At 38.3% G+C, this 14,495-nt stretch carries 12 protein-coding genes; 8 read left to right on the forward strand and 4 right to left on the reverse strand.

All coding sequences use genetic code 11. The features are described from left to right. Positions 1–13: 13 nt before the first annotated feature. From H9Q20_RS04295 to H9Q20_RS04305, 3 genes are all read right to left on the reverse strand, one after another. Positions 14–1,366 carry an alpha/beta hydrolase family protein gene (locus H9Q20_RS04295; RefSeq protein ID WP_187478371.1) on the reverse strand — a complete coding sequence of 451 codons (1,353 nt, stop codon included), beginning with the start codon at positions 1,364–1,366 and terminating at the stop codon, positions 14–16. 107 nt (positions 1,367–1,473) lie between these two features. Beyond that, a complete protein-coding gene (locus H9Q20_RS04300; protein WP_124639714.1) occupies positions 1,474–1,743 on the reverse strand; it encodes a DUF805 domain-containing protein in 270 nt (89 codons plus the stop codon). Next, a complete protein-coding gene (locus H9Q20_RS04305) occupies positions 1,740–2,267 on the reverse strand; it encodes a hypothetical protein (protein ID WP_124639712.1) in 528 nt (175 codons plus the stop codon). The genes H9Q20_RS04300 and H9Q20_RS04305 overlap by 4 nt, the downstream gene beginning before the upstream one ends. A 670-nt stretch (positions 2,268–2,937) precedes the next feature. Here H9Q20_RS04305 and speB point away from each other — a divergent pair. The 8 genes from speB to H9Q20_RS04345 all read left to right on the forward strand — a co-directional run bounded on the left by speB (position 2,938) and on the right by H9Q20_RS04345 (position 11,449). Continuing rightward, a complete protein-coding gene (gene speB / locus H9Q20_RS04310) occupies positions 2,938–3,792 on the forward strand; it encodes an agmatinase (RefSeq protein WP_124639710.1) in 855 nt (284 codons plus the stop codon). Between the two features lie 186 nt (positions 3,793–3,978). Continuing rightward, positions 3,979–4,464: a BON domain-containing protein gene (locus H9Q20_RS04315; RefSeq protein WP_187478372.1), complete on the forward strand. Its 486-nt coding sequence runs from the start codon at positions 3,979–3,981 to the stop codon at positions 4,462–4,464. A gap of 7 nt (positions 4,465–4,471) precedes the next feature. Then, on the forward strand, positions 4,472–4,891 hold the full coding sequence (locus tag H9Q20_RS04320; protein ID WP_124639707.1) for an SH3 domain-containing protein: 420 nt from the start codon (positions 4,472–4,474) through the stop codon (positions 4,889–4,891). 83 nt (positions 4,892–4,974) lie between these two features. Then, positions 4,975–7,740, forward strand: a complete 2,766-nt coding sequence (locus H9Q20_RS04325) for an outer membrane beta-barrel protein (protein WP_124639705.1) — start codon at positions 4,975–4,977, stop codon at positions 7,738–7,740. Between the two features lie 64 nt (positions 7,741–7,804). Then, a complete protein-coding gene (locus H9Q20_RS04330) occupies positions 7,805–9,055 on the forward strand; it encodes a dicarboxylate/amino acid:cation symporter (RefSeq protein ID WP_124639703.1) in 1,251 nt (416 codons plus the stop codon). Positions 9,056–9,288: 233 nt separating this feature from the next. Then, on the forward strand, positions 9,289–10,455 hold the full coding sequence (locus H9Q20_RS04335; RefSeq protein WP_124639701.1) for a sialidase family protein: 1,167 nt from the start codon (positions 9,289–9,291) through the stop codon (positions 10,453–10,455). Positions 10,456–10,560: 105 nt separating this feature from the next. Continuing rightward, positions 10,561–11,019: a lipocalin family protein gene (locus H9Q20_RS04340; protein WP_124639699.1), complete on the forward strand. Its 459-nt coding sequence runs from the start codon at positions 10,561–10,563 to the stop codon at positions 11,017–11,019. A 16-nt stretch (positions 11,020–11,035) separates the two neighbouring features. Continuing rightward, on the forward strand, positions 11,036–11,449 hold the full coding sequence (locus H9Q20_RS04345) for a PH domain-containing protein (RefSeq protein WP_187478373.1): 414 nt from the start codon (positions 11,036–11,038) through the stop codon (positions 11,447–11,449). A gap of 59 nt (positions 11,450–11,508) precedes the next feature. Here H9Q20_RS04345 and H9Q20_RS04350 read toward each other — a convergent pair whose 3' ends face one another. Continuing rightward, positions 11,509–14,337 carry a GH92 family glycosyl hydrolase gene (locus H9Q20_RS04350; RefSeq protein WP_187478374.1) on the reverse strand — a complete coding sequence of 943 codons (2,829 nt, stop codon included), beginning with the start codon at positions 14,335–14,337 and terminating at the stop codon, positions 11,509–11,511. Positions 14,338–14,495 lie beyond the last annotated feature (158 nt).

The raw sequence follows: 14,495 nt of genomic DNA on the forward strand, positions 1-14,495 counted from the left end.
AGTTTCTCTGCCGTTATTTCAAACCCAATAGCCAAGTTGAAATTGCACCAAGAACTTGCGGCGCCATCGTTTCTTCGATTTGTCCGTACTCGTTGGGGTTTCCCGTTTTTGCAGTTTGAAAAAGATGATTTAGACCCTTGAATTCTTCTGTTTTATAGTTTTTATTTCCCGCTTTGGCCAAGGATTTTTTTATACCTTCCAAATTTTCTTTTGCCGAAACTTGCATATCCAAGCTTCCGTTCAGTGCAAAAGTGGGAATTTTTATTTTGGACAAGTAATCCTCCGGATTGAATTTCAGAAAATACACCATCCACGGATTGGCGAGTTGCTCGGCATTGGCATCCAACGCTTCGCCCGATAGCCCTTGAGATTTTAACACTTGATTTTTCAAATCGCTTTCCAAATCTTTCCCGTTGTAATTGATGACAAAATCATAAATCTTCGCGTTGATTTCTTTGGCTTTTTCCAATTGAGTTTCGCTCATCCCGGCTGCTTTTCCGATCATTTCGTTTTGTTGGATCATCAGATTTTTTATCGGCTCTCCGGGAGCGGCAAGCAAGACCATGAATTTTACATTTTTATTTTGCGAAGCCACAATTGGAGCGATCATTCCGCCTTCAGAGTGACCGAGAAGTCCAATATTTTGATAACCTTTACTTTTCAGAAACTCAACAGCGGCATCGATGTCGGTTGCAAAATCTGCAGAAGTCGGGTTTTCTTTTCCTTTTTCCGAACCGCCTACACCTCTATCGTCCATTCTCAAAGTAGCGATTCCTTTTTTTGCAAAATCATCGGCGATCACCAAAAACGGTTGGTGACCGAACAATTCTTCGTTTCTATTTTGGGCTCCAGATCCGGTGATCAGCACCAAAACCGGTGATTTCTTATTAAAATTCTTTGGTAAAACCAAAGTCCCCGCTAATGCATTTCCTAGTTTATTGTTTTTTATGATGACCTCTTCCTGCAGATAATCGAAGGGAGGTTTTGGACTTTGTGGTCGGTGAAGTCCCAGATCATTTTTATCGGTTTTGGCAAGTACGAGAGGCAGCTGCATTCCGTTTTGCGAGAAGGTTCCGTTCAGTTTTCCATCTGTTATTTTTCCGTTGAATTTTGCATTCATGGCAGATTGGGTCAGGATAATTTCACCGGAAACCACTTCTGTTTTATCCACAGGGATCCCCACGGCTCCTTGCATGGGCGAATCTATGGTTGATGAATATCCTTGAGGCGTTTTGGAAATATTAAAAACCAAAGGGAGCTGTTGTCCCATGACTTCGAGATTTCCCTTCCAAGAACCGACAAAATCTTGTGCAAATCCCAAGATGGAGAAGATTAATAACAGCATCGACAGTTTCAATTTTTCCATAGCAATTGTTTTTTTGAATTTTGATTACGAAATTAGGGAAAATAATTTTTAATGTAATCTTTCCCAAAAAAAATAAAATCTCCAAGCTGTGCAAGGAGATTTCAATTTTAATCTTTCTTGGAGGGCATACCTGCCAAAATAAGATTTAGGAATGGGATAAGAAATAAAAAACCAGAATACCCTGCATCTTGTACTCTTTTATATCCCAATATGATTAATATAACAAAACTTATTATTGTATAAATCATATAAGTCATTTCTGTAATAACTTCTCTTTGATTAAACTGTCGCATGATGACATTTAATAAAATATAGGCTACAAAAAACAACCAAAAATGTGGGAGCTTAACCCTTAACGCACTTACATTTAATTTCATTGTATTACTGTTTTTACTTTTGTAGGACAATTATCTATTGTACAGTTAATATACCAATCTAGAACACACCCAACTCCCTCCGAAATGCATTTTATCATTTGAAACCAATTCTGGCTATGAATCCCTTCATCAACACATTTTCTAATACCTTGGTAGGTACACGGGTATTTTACTGGTGGAGTAGAATTTAACTGAGAAAAACTTAAAAATTCACCATTAGTAACCACAACATCATTTATCTTATATCCATCAAGATAAAACTCCATCACTACATTTGCACTAGTCGAATTATCTTTTACATAATTAATAAAATCATTTTCATTATTAAAAACCTGCATATCACCAGTACTATATAAAACAAATTTCATTGTATGAAATTCATAGTCTGGATTATTAGTTTCTAATTCCTCTAAATTTACTTCTGAAACATTTTCTATTTCATAAGCACTCTTTTGTCTTGTATACTTATCTACTTTAATAATTGATAATTGCTTCTTTTGAAAAATAATTCCTTCGATCTTCATTTGAAAATTTTGAAGTTGATTCCTTTTTCCCATTTTCACTTTTTTGTAAATTCATTTCAAAATGTTCTCTTGAACAATTCAATACACTTACAAATGACATCACTAAGAGTGAAAAATTGATGATTTTTCTCATAACTTTTTTATTTTTTATTGTTAATGAGATAAAACTAAAACTAAAACTAAAACTAAAACTATGCAAATTTTCACGAATATATCTTAAAAATTTAACATACTTTAACACAATATCAATAAAAACTCTCGTAACCTTTCGCCTTCATTTTGAACTTTGTTGTAAAGTTCTCTAACCACAATGAGACTTCTTTTGTTTTTACCTTAACCACATAGATTCTCATAGAAATTATTATTTGAAGTCGACAAAAAATTAACGAATAAAAAGAGTGAGCATCGTAAAAATTTTATTTCCTATGAAAACTTATTGAACAGCATATATAACTCTATATGATAAAAATATCCTAACCTCCAAAGTCATTAAAATCAACTTGTTTATTTCTTAAGGACTCTACTCCCGCAGCCCAGCTTGAGCGGAACTCCTTTTGCGAGGAGGTACGACAAGCAAAAGAGTGGGAGCGGAAGATGGATAAGCTGCCCCAAGAAAAACTTATAAATTGTATATTTGCGCTGTTAAATTTTTGAATAAATACTTAAAAATATGAAAACTTACGCAGCCATTCCTGAGGAAAATGCCACTTATGAAAACTCTAAAGTAACCCTAGTTACCGTGCCTTACGACGGGACTTCGACTTGGGGCAAAGGTGCCGACAAAGGTCCTGAACTGTTTTTGGACGCTTCGGAAAATATGGAATTGTACGACATAGAAACCGGTACCGAGCCGTATTTGGAAGGGGTTTTCTTGGCTGGAGAAGTCAGTGAAAACACCACTCCTGAAGCCATGACGGAAGCCGTGTACCAAAAGACAAAAGAATTGGTGGGGAAGTCGGACAAATTGTTCACCCTTTTTGGTGGCGAACACTCGGTTTCCATTGGCTCTATCCGTGCTCTGGGCGAGAAATATCCTGACCTTACCGTTTTGCAATTGGATGCGCATACCGATCTGAGACCGGATTTCCACGGATCGACTTCTAACCACGCTTGTGCGGTGTACGAAGCTTCGCAGAAACTGAATTTGGTACAGGTGGGAATTCGTTCTTGCGACATCGAAGAGATGCAGTATGTGCCAAAAGGACAATGTTTCTGGGCGCACGAAATTGCCCACAACGAAAACTGGATCAACGATGTTTTGGAAAAAGTTTCGGGCAATGTGTACATCACCATCGACCTAGATGCCTTTGACCCGTCCATTGCTCCATCAACAGGAACGCCGGAACCGGGCGGATTGCAGTGGTATCCGACTTTGGAACTGCTAAGAAAAGTGTTTGAAAAATGCAATGTGGTCGCCTTTGATATTGTAGAACTGATGGACTCGCCGTACAGCAAACCTACGGCTTTCCTCGCAGCGAAATTGTATTATAAAATGTTGGCTTACTACCACATCAATAGAGGTTAGAAGTTAGAGATTAGAAGTTAGAGGTTAATAATTTCTTTAAATTCCATTTTACAAAAGCACCAATTTAGTTTTTAAATTGGTGCTTTTGTGTGAAAAATATATTTTTAATAAAATTTTCAGTTTTTAAATACACAATTCCAAAAAAAGTATATCTTTGTTTGGTTATTAATTAAATAGAATACACTTATGAAAAAATCATTTAGCATGGCCGTTTTAGCAATCGCTATTTCTTTCGGCTCTATTTCTTGTAAAAAAACAATTTCCGACGCGGATCTTTCCAAAGCAGCTACAACTGCACTAACCTCTTATGCAGGGACTTCAGTTGAAGTAAAAGACGGCGTTGCCCACCTTAGTGGAGAGTTTGCGTCTGATGCTGACAAGCAAGCAGCAATTGATGCACTAAAAAAAGTTACCGGAGTAAAAGATGTTATGGATATGGCTTCTGTAAAAGCAGCTGTACAAACCGTGGTTGAAACCGCTTCTGCAATTGACCCGGCCATCACAAAAAAAATCACAGATGCATTGAAAGACTTTCCTTCTGTAAAAGTGGGTGTTGTGAACGGAGAACTAACCTTGACAGGAGATGTTTCCCAAACTCAAGCAAGAAAAATCAAAGAATCTGTTGATGCTTTGAAAGTAGGAAAAGTTAACTTTAATTACACTGTAAAATAATTGAGCCATGGGAATATTACAAGATAAATATGCAGGTGTAGTGAGTGCAGCACAAGGCGCTGGAATCTCCGAACTACAAGTTATCGAACAAGATGGCATCCTTTATATCTCGGGAAACGCAAGTGATACTGCCGGTAAAGACGCCGTATGGAATGCTTTGGGCGCTATCGACGCTTCTTATTCCGCATCGGACATCAACATCAATGTTCAGGTGGTAGGATTGGTTGCTGGAGCTGCGCTAAAAGTAATCACGGAGTCGTCTAACCTAAACCTAAGACAAGAACCGTCCACAGAAGCTGCTGTTGTTGGAAAAGCTGCCCACAACGGTCAAGTAACATTGGTAGAACAAACCAATTCCGAATGGTGGAAAGTTAAAAATGAAGACGGTGTAGAAGGTTATGCCTATTCTAGATACTTGCAAGCTTAGTTTTAAATAAAATAAGATTACAATACCAAACACTCGTTTTGAACGAGTGTTTTTTTTATCTTCGCAAGGTTGAAAATGAAATTATGAAAAAAATACTTGCAGTTTTTGCATTCTTATTAGGAAATCTATTAATTTTTAGTCAAAACCATGTCATTAATGGAAAAATTATCAACCCAGAACAACTTCCTTTAGAAAATGCTACCGTTTACCTTTTAAAACAGAAAGATTCGTCCATCATCAACTACACCAGTTCGGGTAAAGAAGGAGGTTTCAAACTAAAAATTTCCAACTTGAATGAAGCCAGTCTTTTGAAAATAGACCATCCTAAATATGCTATTTTTTCTAAAGAATTTAAAAACATCGATAAAGATGTAGAAATGGGCACCCTCATTTTACAGAGAAATTTGGAATCTAAAATTGATGAAGTAAAAATTACAGCAGCTCCCATAAAAATAAAAAAAGACACCATAGAATTCAAAGCATCAGCAATAAAAGTAAGACCCGATGCCAAGATAGAAGAGCTCCTGAAAGGCATCCCTGGAGTTGAGATGGACAACGATGGCAAAATCACCATCAACGGAAAAGAGGTGGACAAAATTTTGGTAAACGGAAAGCCTTTTTTTGACAAAGACGGAAAAATTGCTTTGAAAAACCTGACGGCTGACCTCATCAAGAACATACAGTTCACCACGACAAAAACCAAGGAAGAAGAGCTGTCCGGCAAAACTGCAAAATCCGAAAATGCCACCATCAACTTCAACATCGACGAAAAGAAAAACAAAGGTTTCTTGGGAAGAGTCAATTTAGGTTACGGCTCGGACCAACGGTATGAAGGAAGCCTTTTGACCAGTTATTTCAACAAAGACAGCAAGGTCAGCCTGTTATCATCTGCCAACAACATCAACTCCGAGGGGTTTTCCAACGACGAAATTTTCGACAGCATGGGCAGTGGCAGAAATGCGTGGATGTTGCAAGGTGGAAATGTATCTTATAGCGGAGGTAGCAGGTACTATTCCTCATCCAGCGGTGCTAAAAAAGGCATTCAAAAATCATCGGTTTTAGGTGTAAATTACTCGGATCAATTTGGAAAAAAGGTCGATTTGGAAACGATGAGCGTTATGGTAAAAAATGGAGATAGCGAAACCCGATCCAAAGTAAACCGAACAACGCTTCTGACGGATTATACCCTGAATACACAATCGGAAAACGAGGGCAACAGCGACAGTCGTCAATTGTCTTTTGACCAATCGATTGTTGTGAAACCCGACACCTTAACCAGCATTTATATTTCTCCGGCTTTCAGTACTTCTTTTTCCAAGAGCATCAGTAAGAACTTGTCTTCTACCAGAAAAAATGGAGTTTTACTCAACAACAATTTATCGTATTCCAACAGCGAATCGTTGAACAACAGCTTCAACAACAACATCTATATCACCAGAAAATTCAAGAAAAAAGGTCGAAGCTTTAGTTTGGATGCCAATACCAACATCAACCAAAGAAACAGCGACAATTTGAGTATTTCCGAAACCGAATTTTTCCAAGGTTCTGGATCCAACGACAATAGAAACCAACAAACCAAAAATAAAGACAACGGCTACAGCTACGGTTTGGGCATCTCCTACACAGAGCCCATCACAGATTCTGTATCTTTAGATATCGCTTTGGATTATAGTCGTGACCGTAACAATCAAGATGCCAGAGTTCATGATTTTGATGCTGCTACTGGGACTTATTCTATTTTCAATTCGGCATTGTCCAATTTTATGTCGAAAAGAACCAGCAGCATAGACCCGAATGTTAGCCTGAACATCAACAAAAAGAAACTCAACCTTTGGATGGGCTTGGATTTCAACATTGATAAAATGAATATTGAAAGCGAATATCAGAATGAGAAATTCAGCTTGGAGAGAACTTTTTTCAATCCGAGTTCTTATTTTGGGATGCAATATAAATTCAACGAAACCTCAAGATTAAGCATCAACAATAACAATTCGTTTTACACGCCATCGGCCAGTCAGCTTTCCACATTTACGAACACTTCCAATCCGCTCGTTTCCTATGTTGGAAATCCGGATTTAAAAAACACTTGGAGCAACTACACCAATGTCTATTTTAGTAAAAACAACATCCAAAAAGGGACAAATTTTTACATCTCTTCGGGCTTCAACTACAGCAACAATGCCGTTGCTTATTTCAGTACCATCGATGACTCCGGCAAGCAACACAGCACCTACACCAATATCTCGGGAAACAAATCGGTACGATTGTCTTTTGGTTATTCCAAAACTTTTAAATGGAACGACAACAAAAGTAAATTGACCATCTCGCCAAGGACTTCCCAATCGTACAGTTACAGCAAAGGTTTTATCAACGGAAATTCGTACACCAGCAACCTATACACCCTTTCGCCGGGGATTAATTTTAGTTTTGAAGAAAAAGACCGTTTCACCATCAAACCTTCTTACTCTTTGAATTATACCACTTCCAAATACGACAATTATGTCATAGATCAGTCCGAAGTATCGTACAATCAATTCAAATTGGAGCTGACCAATTATTTTTTCAAATCCAATCTGGTCATCGGAAATGATTTTGAATACAACACCAATTCGATCACCCAACCCGGATATAAAAAGGATTTTTATTTTTGGAACACCAGTATTGGATATTTATTTTTTAACAAACAACTCACCGCCAAAGTGAAGGTTTATGATGTACTGAACCAAAACCAAAGTGTAAGCAGAAGCATAAACTCAACCTACATCGAAGATCGCGAAGACCTTATCCTAAAACGATACATCATGTTTTCGTTGAGCATGAAGCTTAATAAATTTGGAGGTAAAAAATAGATTTTAGACTTTTTTTCATAAACCTATTGAAAAGATTATATTTGTAAACTTACAAATAATAACTATGAAAGGACAAAATAAGCTTTTTATCGCCATCATTGTTTCGCTTATTCTCGGGGTTGCTGCAGGTGCAATTGTACATCTTCAGTATCCGGAATCGGCCGATGGTTTTTCCAAAAACATCAAACTATTGGGTACCATCTTCATCCGTTTGGTACAGATGATCATTGCACCGTTGGTTTTTACGACACTTGTGGTGGGCATTGCCAAGATGAGCGACATCAAAATGATCGGAAGAGTCGGTTCCAAAGCCATGTTGTGGTTCATTACAGCCTCCTTGATCTCTCTGATGATCGGTTTGGTCTTGGTCAATTGGATGGAACCCGGAAAAGTAACCAACTTGGATCTTAGCGACACCTCATCGGCATCGGAAATCATGCATTCAACAAAAGATTTTTCTTTAGAAGATTTTGTAAAACATGTGATCCCTAAAAGCTTGTTCGAAGCCTTTGCAACCAACGAAGTATTGCAAATTGTGGTTTTCTCCGTGATGTTTGGGATTGCCCTTGCCAATATGGGCGAGCAATACACCAAGCCCATCATCAAAGCATTTGATATTTGCGCACATGCCATTCTGAAAATGGTTGGCTACATCATGTGGGTGGCTCCACTTGGGGTTTTCGGATCTATTGCTGCCATTGTAGCCACCAAAGGATTTTCTATATTCACGGTTTATGCCGTATATCTTAGGGACTTTTTCTTTGCCTTGGCCATTTTATGGTTGGTCTTGTTGGCTGTAGGTTATATGATTTTAGGAAATCGACTTTTTGAATTGTTAAAAAGAATTAAAGAACCTTTACTCATCGCATTTTCCACCACCAGTTCCGAAGCCGTTTTCCCAAAATTGGTAGAAGAATTGGAGCGATTTGGTTGCAACAACAGAATTGTATCCTTCATCTTACCACTCGGATATTCCTTCAACCTAGACGGCAGCATGATGTACATGACTTTTGCATCCATCTTTATCGCTCAAATCTACGGCATCGAAATGAGCCTTGGACAACAAATCGTTATGCTATTGGTGCTTATGCTTACCTCCAAAGGAATTGCGGGTGTCCCAAGAGCCAGTTTGGTAATCATTGTCGCAACCTGTTCCATGTTTGGGATACCACCAGAAGGGATTGCCCTTATCCTTCCAATAGACCATTTCTGCGACATGGGAAGAAGCATGACCAATGTTCTTGGAAATGCACTTGCAACATCTGCAGTGTCCAAATGGGAAGGACAATTGGACAATCACGGCGGTGAATTGTAAATCGAAATACAACCATCATCCTCTTCAAAATTTGGAGAGGATTTTTTAGAACCTGTTTAAAATTTTACCGAAATAATAATTCGGCTATTTCTAATCTTTCTTATCTGCCTTTTTGTATTCTATTCAGTGTATTTTGCATTTTAAATTTTTGTTTTAGCCCGCTAAAACTTCAATTTTAAAACCCAAAATCCATCTAAATATCGATACAAAAAATCTAGATATAAAATTTAAACATGAAAAAAAGCACCATCATAACAACATTAATTGTTCTTGTCCATACCCTTGTCATTGCCCAAACCCAACGCACTACCGTTTTCCGATCCGGTGAAGACGGCTACCTCAGCTACAGAATCCCGGCCATCATTTCCCTAAACAATGGTGAGTTGTTAGCTTTTTGTGAAGGTCGAAAAAATGGAGCTTCAGATTTTGGAGACAACGACATTGTCATGAAAAGAAGTACCGACAGAGGCCGAACTTGGCAAAAGCTACAACTTGTGGTAGATTACACCAACTTACAAGCCAGCAATTCGGCTCCCGTATTGGATACTTCAGACCCCAAATATCCCAACGGCAGAATTTTTCTCTTTTACAACACCGGCAATGCCCATGAATACGAAGTTAGATCCGGAAAAGGACTGAGAGAAGCTTGGTACATCACCTCTACCGATATGGGTAAATCGTGGTCGCAACCCGTGAACATTACCAAAGAAGTACACCGACCGAACCAACCGAGATACCATACAGAATATCGATTCCCTGAAGATTGGAGAGCCTATGCCAATACTCCGGGACATGCTTTGCAAATAAAAAACGGAAAATATAAAGGCAGAATATATGTCGCTGCCAACCACTCCAAAGGCAATCCCAAAAACGACTACTCCGATTATCAAGCCCATGGCTATTACACGGACGATCATGGAAAATCGTTTAAAATAAGTAAGTCTGTAGAATTTCCAGGTTCCAACGAATCCACAGCTGCAGAACTGAGCAGTGGAAAATTGATTCTGAATAGCCGCAACCAAAAAGGAGATGCCAAAGCAAGAATTGTCTCAACAAGTAACGACGGTGGCGAGACTTGGGCCGAAACAAAAATAAACCACCAACTTCCAGATCCCGTCAACCAAGGGAGTCTTTTGAATTTAGGCAAAAAAAATGGAAAAGAAATCCTTGCTTTCTGCAATGCTGCCGACACCCAACAAAGAAACAACCTGACATTAAGAATCAGTTTGGACGAAGGAAAATCGTGGACCAAATCCTGGAAAATAGATCACAGTGACGACCCCAAAATCGACTTTACCGCCTACTCGGATTTGGTAAAAATTGGCGAAAATAAAATTGGAATTCTCTACGAAAGAAACAACTATCAGGAGATCGTCTTCACTACCATCAATTGGAAATAGACGGTTTTCGGACTTGAATCCGGATCAAAGTTTAGCTTCCTTAAAGAAAATATTTTGCGTAGTTTATGTTGAAATAGTACTTTTGTTGAAATTTAATAATTAAAAATGAAGAAATTATTTACACTCGCTGTTATTTCTGGCTTATTTTTAAATTCTTGCGGAAAAGAAGAGGCAGAAGTTATATACACTCCATTGATCAACGGAACTTGGAAGTTGTCCAAAGTAGCACAAATTTCAGGTAAAGACGGACACATCATCAATTCCATTACCATGGAAGGTTGCGACTTGGAGAATACCTACACTTTTAATGCTAACAATTCTTTCAAATTCGAATATCACGAGGGTAGCAATTGCGAAACCATCACTTCGGAAGAAGGAACTTATGATTACATCAACAGCCCGAGCATCAACAAATTGGTATTAAAATACGCCAACGATCCTGAAGTGGAAGAATTGATCGTGCAAAAGCTTGATGAGTTGGAGCTTCAGACCTATTCGCCCGAGTTAGAAGACTTTAACGGAGACGGTGTTTTGGACAAAACCGTGATGTACATGCACAGATAAAATGCATAATCCACCCATGGATAGAATAAAAATACCTGTAAAAACGGGATGGTTGCCCTATTTGGTGATTTCCTTGATTTTTGCATTACTCATATTTTTGGGGGTTGATAAAAGTTCATGGATCCCGATAGCCATTGTTTTTTTCACTCTTATTTTTGTTGCAATTTCCTTTTTCAGCATTCGATATGAGATGGACGATAAGTTTCTTTACATCTATTCGTTTTTTTACCTATACAAAAAAGTTGAAATTAGGAGAATTTACAAAATCGAAAAAACTTGGAATCTTATTTCATCACCAGCGCCTAGCCTTACGGGAAGGGTCGAAATCTATTGGCCGGCATACAATTCGGTAGTTGTATCTCCAAAAAATTTTGAAGATTTCAAAACAGAATTACTCAAAAGAAACCCGGACATCGAAGTCAAAGAATAAATATAAAAAGCTCTACTTTCATCAGAAAATAGAGCTTTTTTCATGGGATAAAATCCAAATTATTTTACAGAAATCTCATCGATAAAAATATACGATTGGTTGCCGGCACCTACATGCCAATCGGGTAAAGTACCGAAGTTGTAGGCTTTCACCTTAATGTATCTTGCAGTGGTCGGCAATACTTTTGCGGTGTACTCTTTCACCTGAGATTGGGTATCTTCAGACTTGACATCTGTATTTTCGACTGTTGTAATCAAGAAGAAATCTTTGTTGTCCGAAGAAGCATAATATTCTACTTTTCTGGGCATCAAAATCCAAGATCTGCTGTCTTGAAGATAAGAAGATGAAATTTCGTGAATGGATTTTTGGGTTTTCATATCGATTACCGCTTCAAAGTCCTGACCTTGATAGCCCTGCCATTCGCCTTTTCTCCAGTTTTCAGTTCCTTTAATTCCGTCAATTAACGATTTGAAACCACCGTTGTGGTACTGAGCCACGAAGGTTGAAGAAACTTGAATATCCCAGTTGTTGGGTCTTTTGTAAAAAGTAGCTTCATCCAAAGTACTTTTTTGTCCTTTATTTTCAGAAAAAGCCGTCACCTTCGTTGTTTTGTTGATGGTAAATGGTTTTTTATACGGTTTAAAATCTGTGCTTTTCCCACCTTCGGTCAGTTGATAAAAGACTCTATCTTTAGGGTTCAATGCTTCAATTTCTACTTTAGATTCAAAATCAAAAAGCTGCTTGGACTTCACCACAGGAGTTTGCACCAATGCTGTGTACGGAAGAGGTTGCAATCCCTGAACATTCTGGAAACCGAGTTTTTTAAGATCAGATTTTGGAGTATTTTTCGTGATGATGGTCGAAGTACCGTCTTCAAAATTAATTTTAACTTCATCAAAATACGGCACGGTCGTTTCCCATTCCGGCTTTCCAGGAGTTACGCTGTATATCCCCATGGAGCTTAAGATGTACCACGCAGACATCTGTCCACAATCTTCATTTCCGATCAATCCATCCGGAGTATTTTTGTAAAAATTATCCAAAATGTATTTTATTTTGGCATCGGTTTTTTCAGGTTTTCCTACAAAATTATAGAGGTAGGCAATGTGGTGACTCGGTTCGTTTCCGTGTGCATACTGACCGATAAGTCCTGTGATATCAACTTGTTCCCGGCCTGTGGTTTTTTCTGGAGCAGAAAATAAGGCATCTAAAAAGTCCTCAAAATTCTTTTTGCCACCGTGAGCATTGATGAGCCCAGAAATATCCTGAGGCACAAAAAAGGAATATTGCCAAGAGTTGCCTTCAGTAAAATTATTATTCACCTCTCGTGGATCAAAAGGCTCTAGCCAAGATCCGTTTTTTCTGGCTTGCATAAATCCTGTTTTGGGATTGTACAAATTTTTCCAACTCTGAGACCTCTTCATGAAGTACTCATAGTCTTCTTTCTTGCCCAACATCTGAGCCATTTGCGCAATACACCAATCGTCGTAGGCGTACTCCAAAGTTTTGGAAACGCTTTCGTGCTCGTCATCTATGGAGATGAAGAGGTTTTTTTTATACGCATCCAAACCAAAAATATTGAGCATGGCCGAATTTTTTGAAGCTTTAAAAGCCAATTCGTAATCAAAACCTTTTATCCCTTTCGCCATGGCATCGGCAATTACGGGAACTGCGTGATAACCAATCATACATTCGGTTTCGTTGGCTGCCAATTCCCAAACCGGCAATCGGCCTCCCTGCTCATATTGTTTGATGAAAGTATTGATAAAGTCGGTCGTTCTTTTTTTATCGATGAGGGTCATCAAAGGATGAGCACCTCGGAAAGTATCCCAAAGGGAAAAAACGGTGTAATAATCGTAGCCATCAGCGGTATGGATTTTATGATCTCGACCACGGTATTTTCTGTCCACATCAAAATAGGTATTGGGTTGGGTAAAAACATGATACATCGCTGTATAAAAAATGGTTTTCTTGTCGTTATCCTCAGACTTCACCTCTATTTTGGCGAGTTCTTTATCCCAAAGTTGTTCGGCTTTTTTATGGATTTCATCAAAAGAATTGCTGCTTCCTTCTGCCAACATATTTTTTCTTGCACCTTCGTAAGAAACCGGAGAAATAGAGACTTTCACCAACAACTTCTCCCCTTTTTTCATATCCGAAGAAAAAGCCAATGCTATTTTTTTTCCGTTGATGGTCACGGTTTTTTGGTTAGGCAAACTGGTATTGGCTAGGGTTTCGGTTTTCTCACCGTTGGATGCAAGATCTAAGAACTTCATGGGTTTTGAAAACTCTATTCTGGCATATACGAATTGATTTTCTGCCCACGCTTTACTTCTTCGGAAAACCTCAACGGTTTTGTCGTCTAAAATTTTCACTTCACCTTCCAGCACCTCATCACGGTGGTTAAGATCCAAAATGACATTCCCTTGCCCCGATTGGTTGTAGGTATATTCATGATAGCCCACTCTTGTGGTGCTGGTCAATCGGACATCGATATCGTTTTTCAATAATTTTACAGAATAAAATCCTGCACTGGCTTTTTCTTGTTGATGAGAGAATGCCGACGAGTAATTCTGTGGCTGAAAATTAGGTTTTCCCATGGTAGGCATCAACATCACATCGCCATAATCCGAAACACCGGTTCCGTTCAGGTGGGTATGAGAAAACCCATAAATTATAGAATCCGAATAATGGTATCCGCTGCAACCGTCCCAACTGCCATCGATACGGGTATCTGGAGAAAGTTGGACCATGCCAAAAGGTACTGTAGCTCCGGGAAAAGTATGTCCATGTCCTCCGGTCCCAATCATGGGATTGACATATTTTGAGTAATTCTGGCCAAAAAACAAACCAGAAATTAAAACACTTGAAAGTAGTATGTTTTTCATAATGATGAAAAAAGAATTTTAAAACTCTCAAAAATACGCATTTATTATTTGAACAATTATAAAAAACAGACCCGCCTACAATCACCAATTAATAATTAAAAATATTCAATATCTCACTATTTATTATTAATTATTTTAACTAAATTTGATGTAATACT

The organism is Amniculibacterium sp. G2-70, assembly GCF_014353055.1.
GTDB classification, from domain to species: Bacteria; Bacteroidota; Bacteroidia; order Flavobacteriales; family Weeksellaceae; genus Amniculibacterium; species Amniculibacterium aquaticum.

What these genes read in the sequence shown, in the direction of transcription:
- H9Q20_RS04305 (WP_124639712.1), bottom strand. Translation starts at nt 2,267, where the DNA reads ATGAAGATCGAAGGAATTATTTTTCAAAAGAAGCAATTATCAATTATT.
- H9Q20_RS04350 (WP_187478374.1), bottom strand. Translation starts at nt 14,337, where the DNA reads ATGAAAAACATACTACTTTCAAGTGTTTTAATTTCTGGTTTGTTTTTT.
- speB (WP_124639710.1), top strand. Translation starts at nt 2,938, where the DNA reads ATGAAAACTTACGCAGCCATTCCTGAGGAAAATGCCACTTATGAAAAC.
- H9Q20_RS04320 (WP_124639707.1), top strand. Translation starts at nt 4,472, where the DNA reads ATGGGAATATTACAAGATAAATATGCAGGTGTAGTGAGTGCAGCACAA.
- H9Q20_RS04315 (WP_187478372.1), top strand. Translation starts at nt 3,979, where the DNA reads ATGAAAAAATCATTTAGCATGGCCGTTTTAGCAATCGCTATTTCTTTC.
- H9Q20_RS04300 (WP_124639714.1), bottom strand. Translation starts at nt 1,743, where the DNA reads ATGAAATTAAATGTAAGTGCGTTAAGGGTTAAGCTCCCACATTTTTGG.
- H9Q20_RS04340 (WP_124639699.1), top strand. Translation starts at nt 10,561, where the DNA reads ATGAAGAAATTATTTACACTCGCTGTTATTTCTGGCTTATTTTTAAAT.
- H9Q20_RS04335 (WP_124639701.1), top strand. Translation starts at nt 9,289, where the DNA reads ATGAAAAAAAGCACCATCATAACAACATTAATTGTTCTTGTCCATACC.
- H9Q20_RS04330 (WP_124639703.1), top strand. Translation starts at nt 7,805, where the DNA reads ATGAAAGGACAAAATAAGCTTTTTATCGCCATCATTGTTTCGCTTATT.
- H9Q20_RS04345 (WP_187478373.1), top strand. Translation starts at nt 11,036, where the DNA reads ATGGATAGAATAAAAATACCTGTAAAAACGGGATGGTTGCCCTATTTG.
- H9Q20_RS04325 (WP_124639705.1), top strand. Translation starts at nt 4,975, where the DNA reads ATGAAAAAAATACTTGCAGTTTTTGCATTCTTATTAGGAAATCTATTA.
- H9Q20_RS04295 (WP_187478371.1), bottom strand. Translation starts at nt 1,366, where the DNA reads ATGGAAAAATTGAAACTGTCGATGCTGTTATTAATCTTCTCCATCTTG.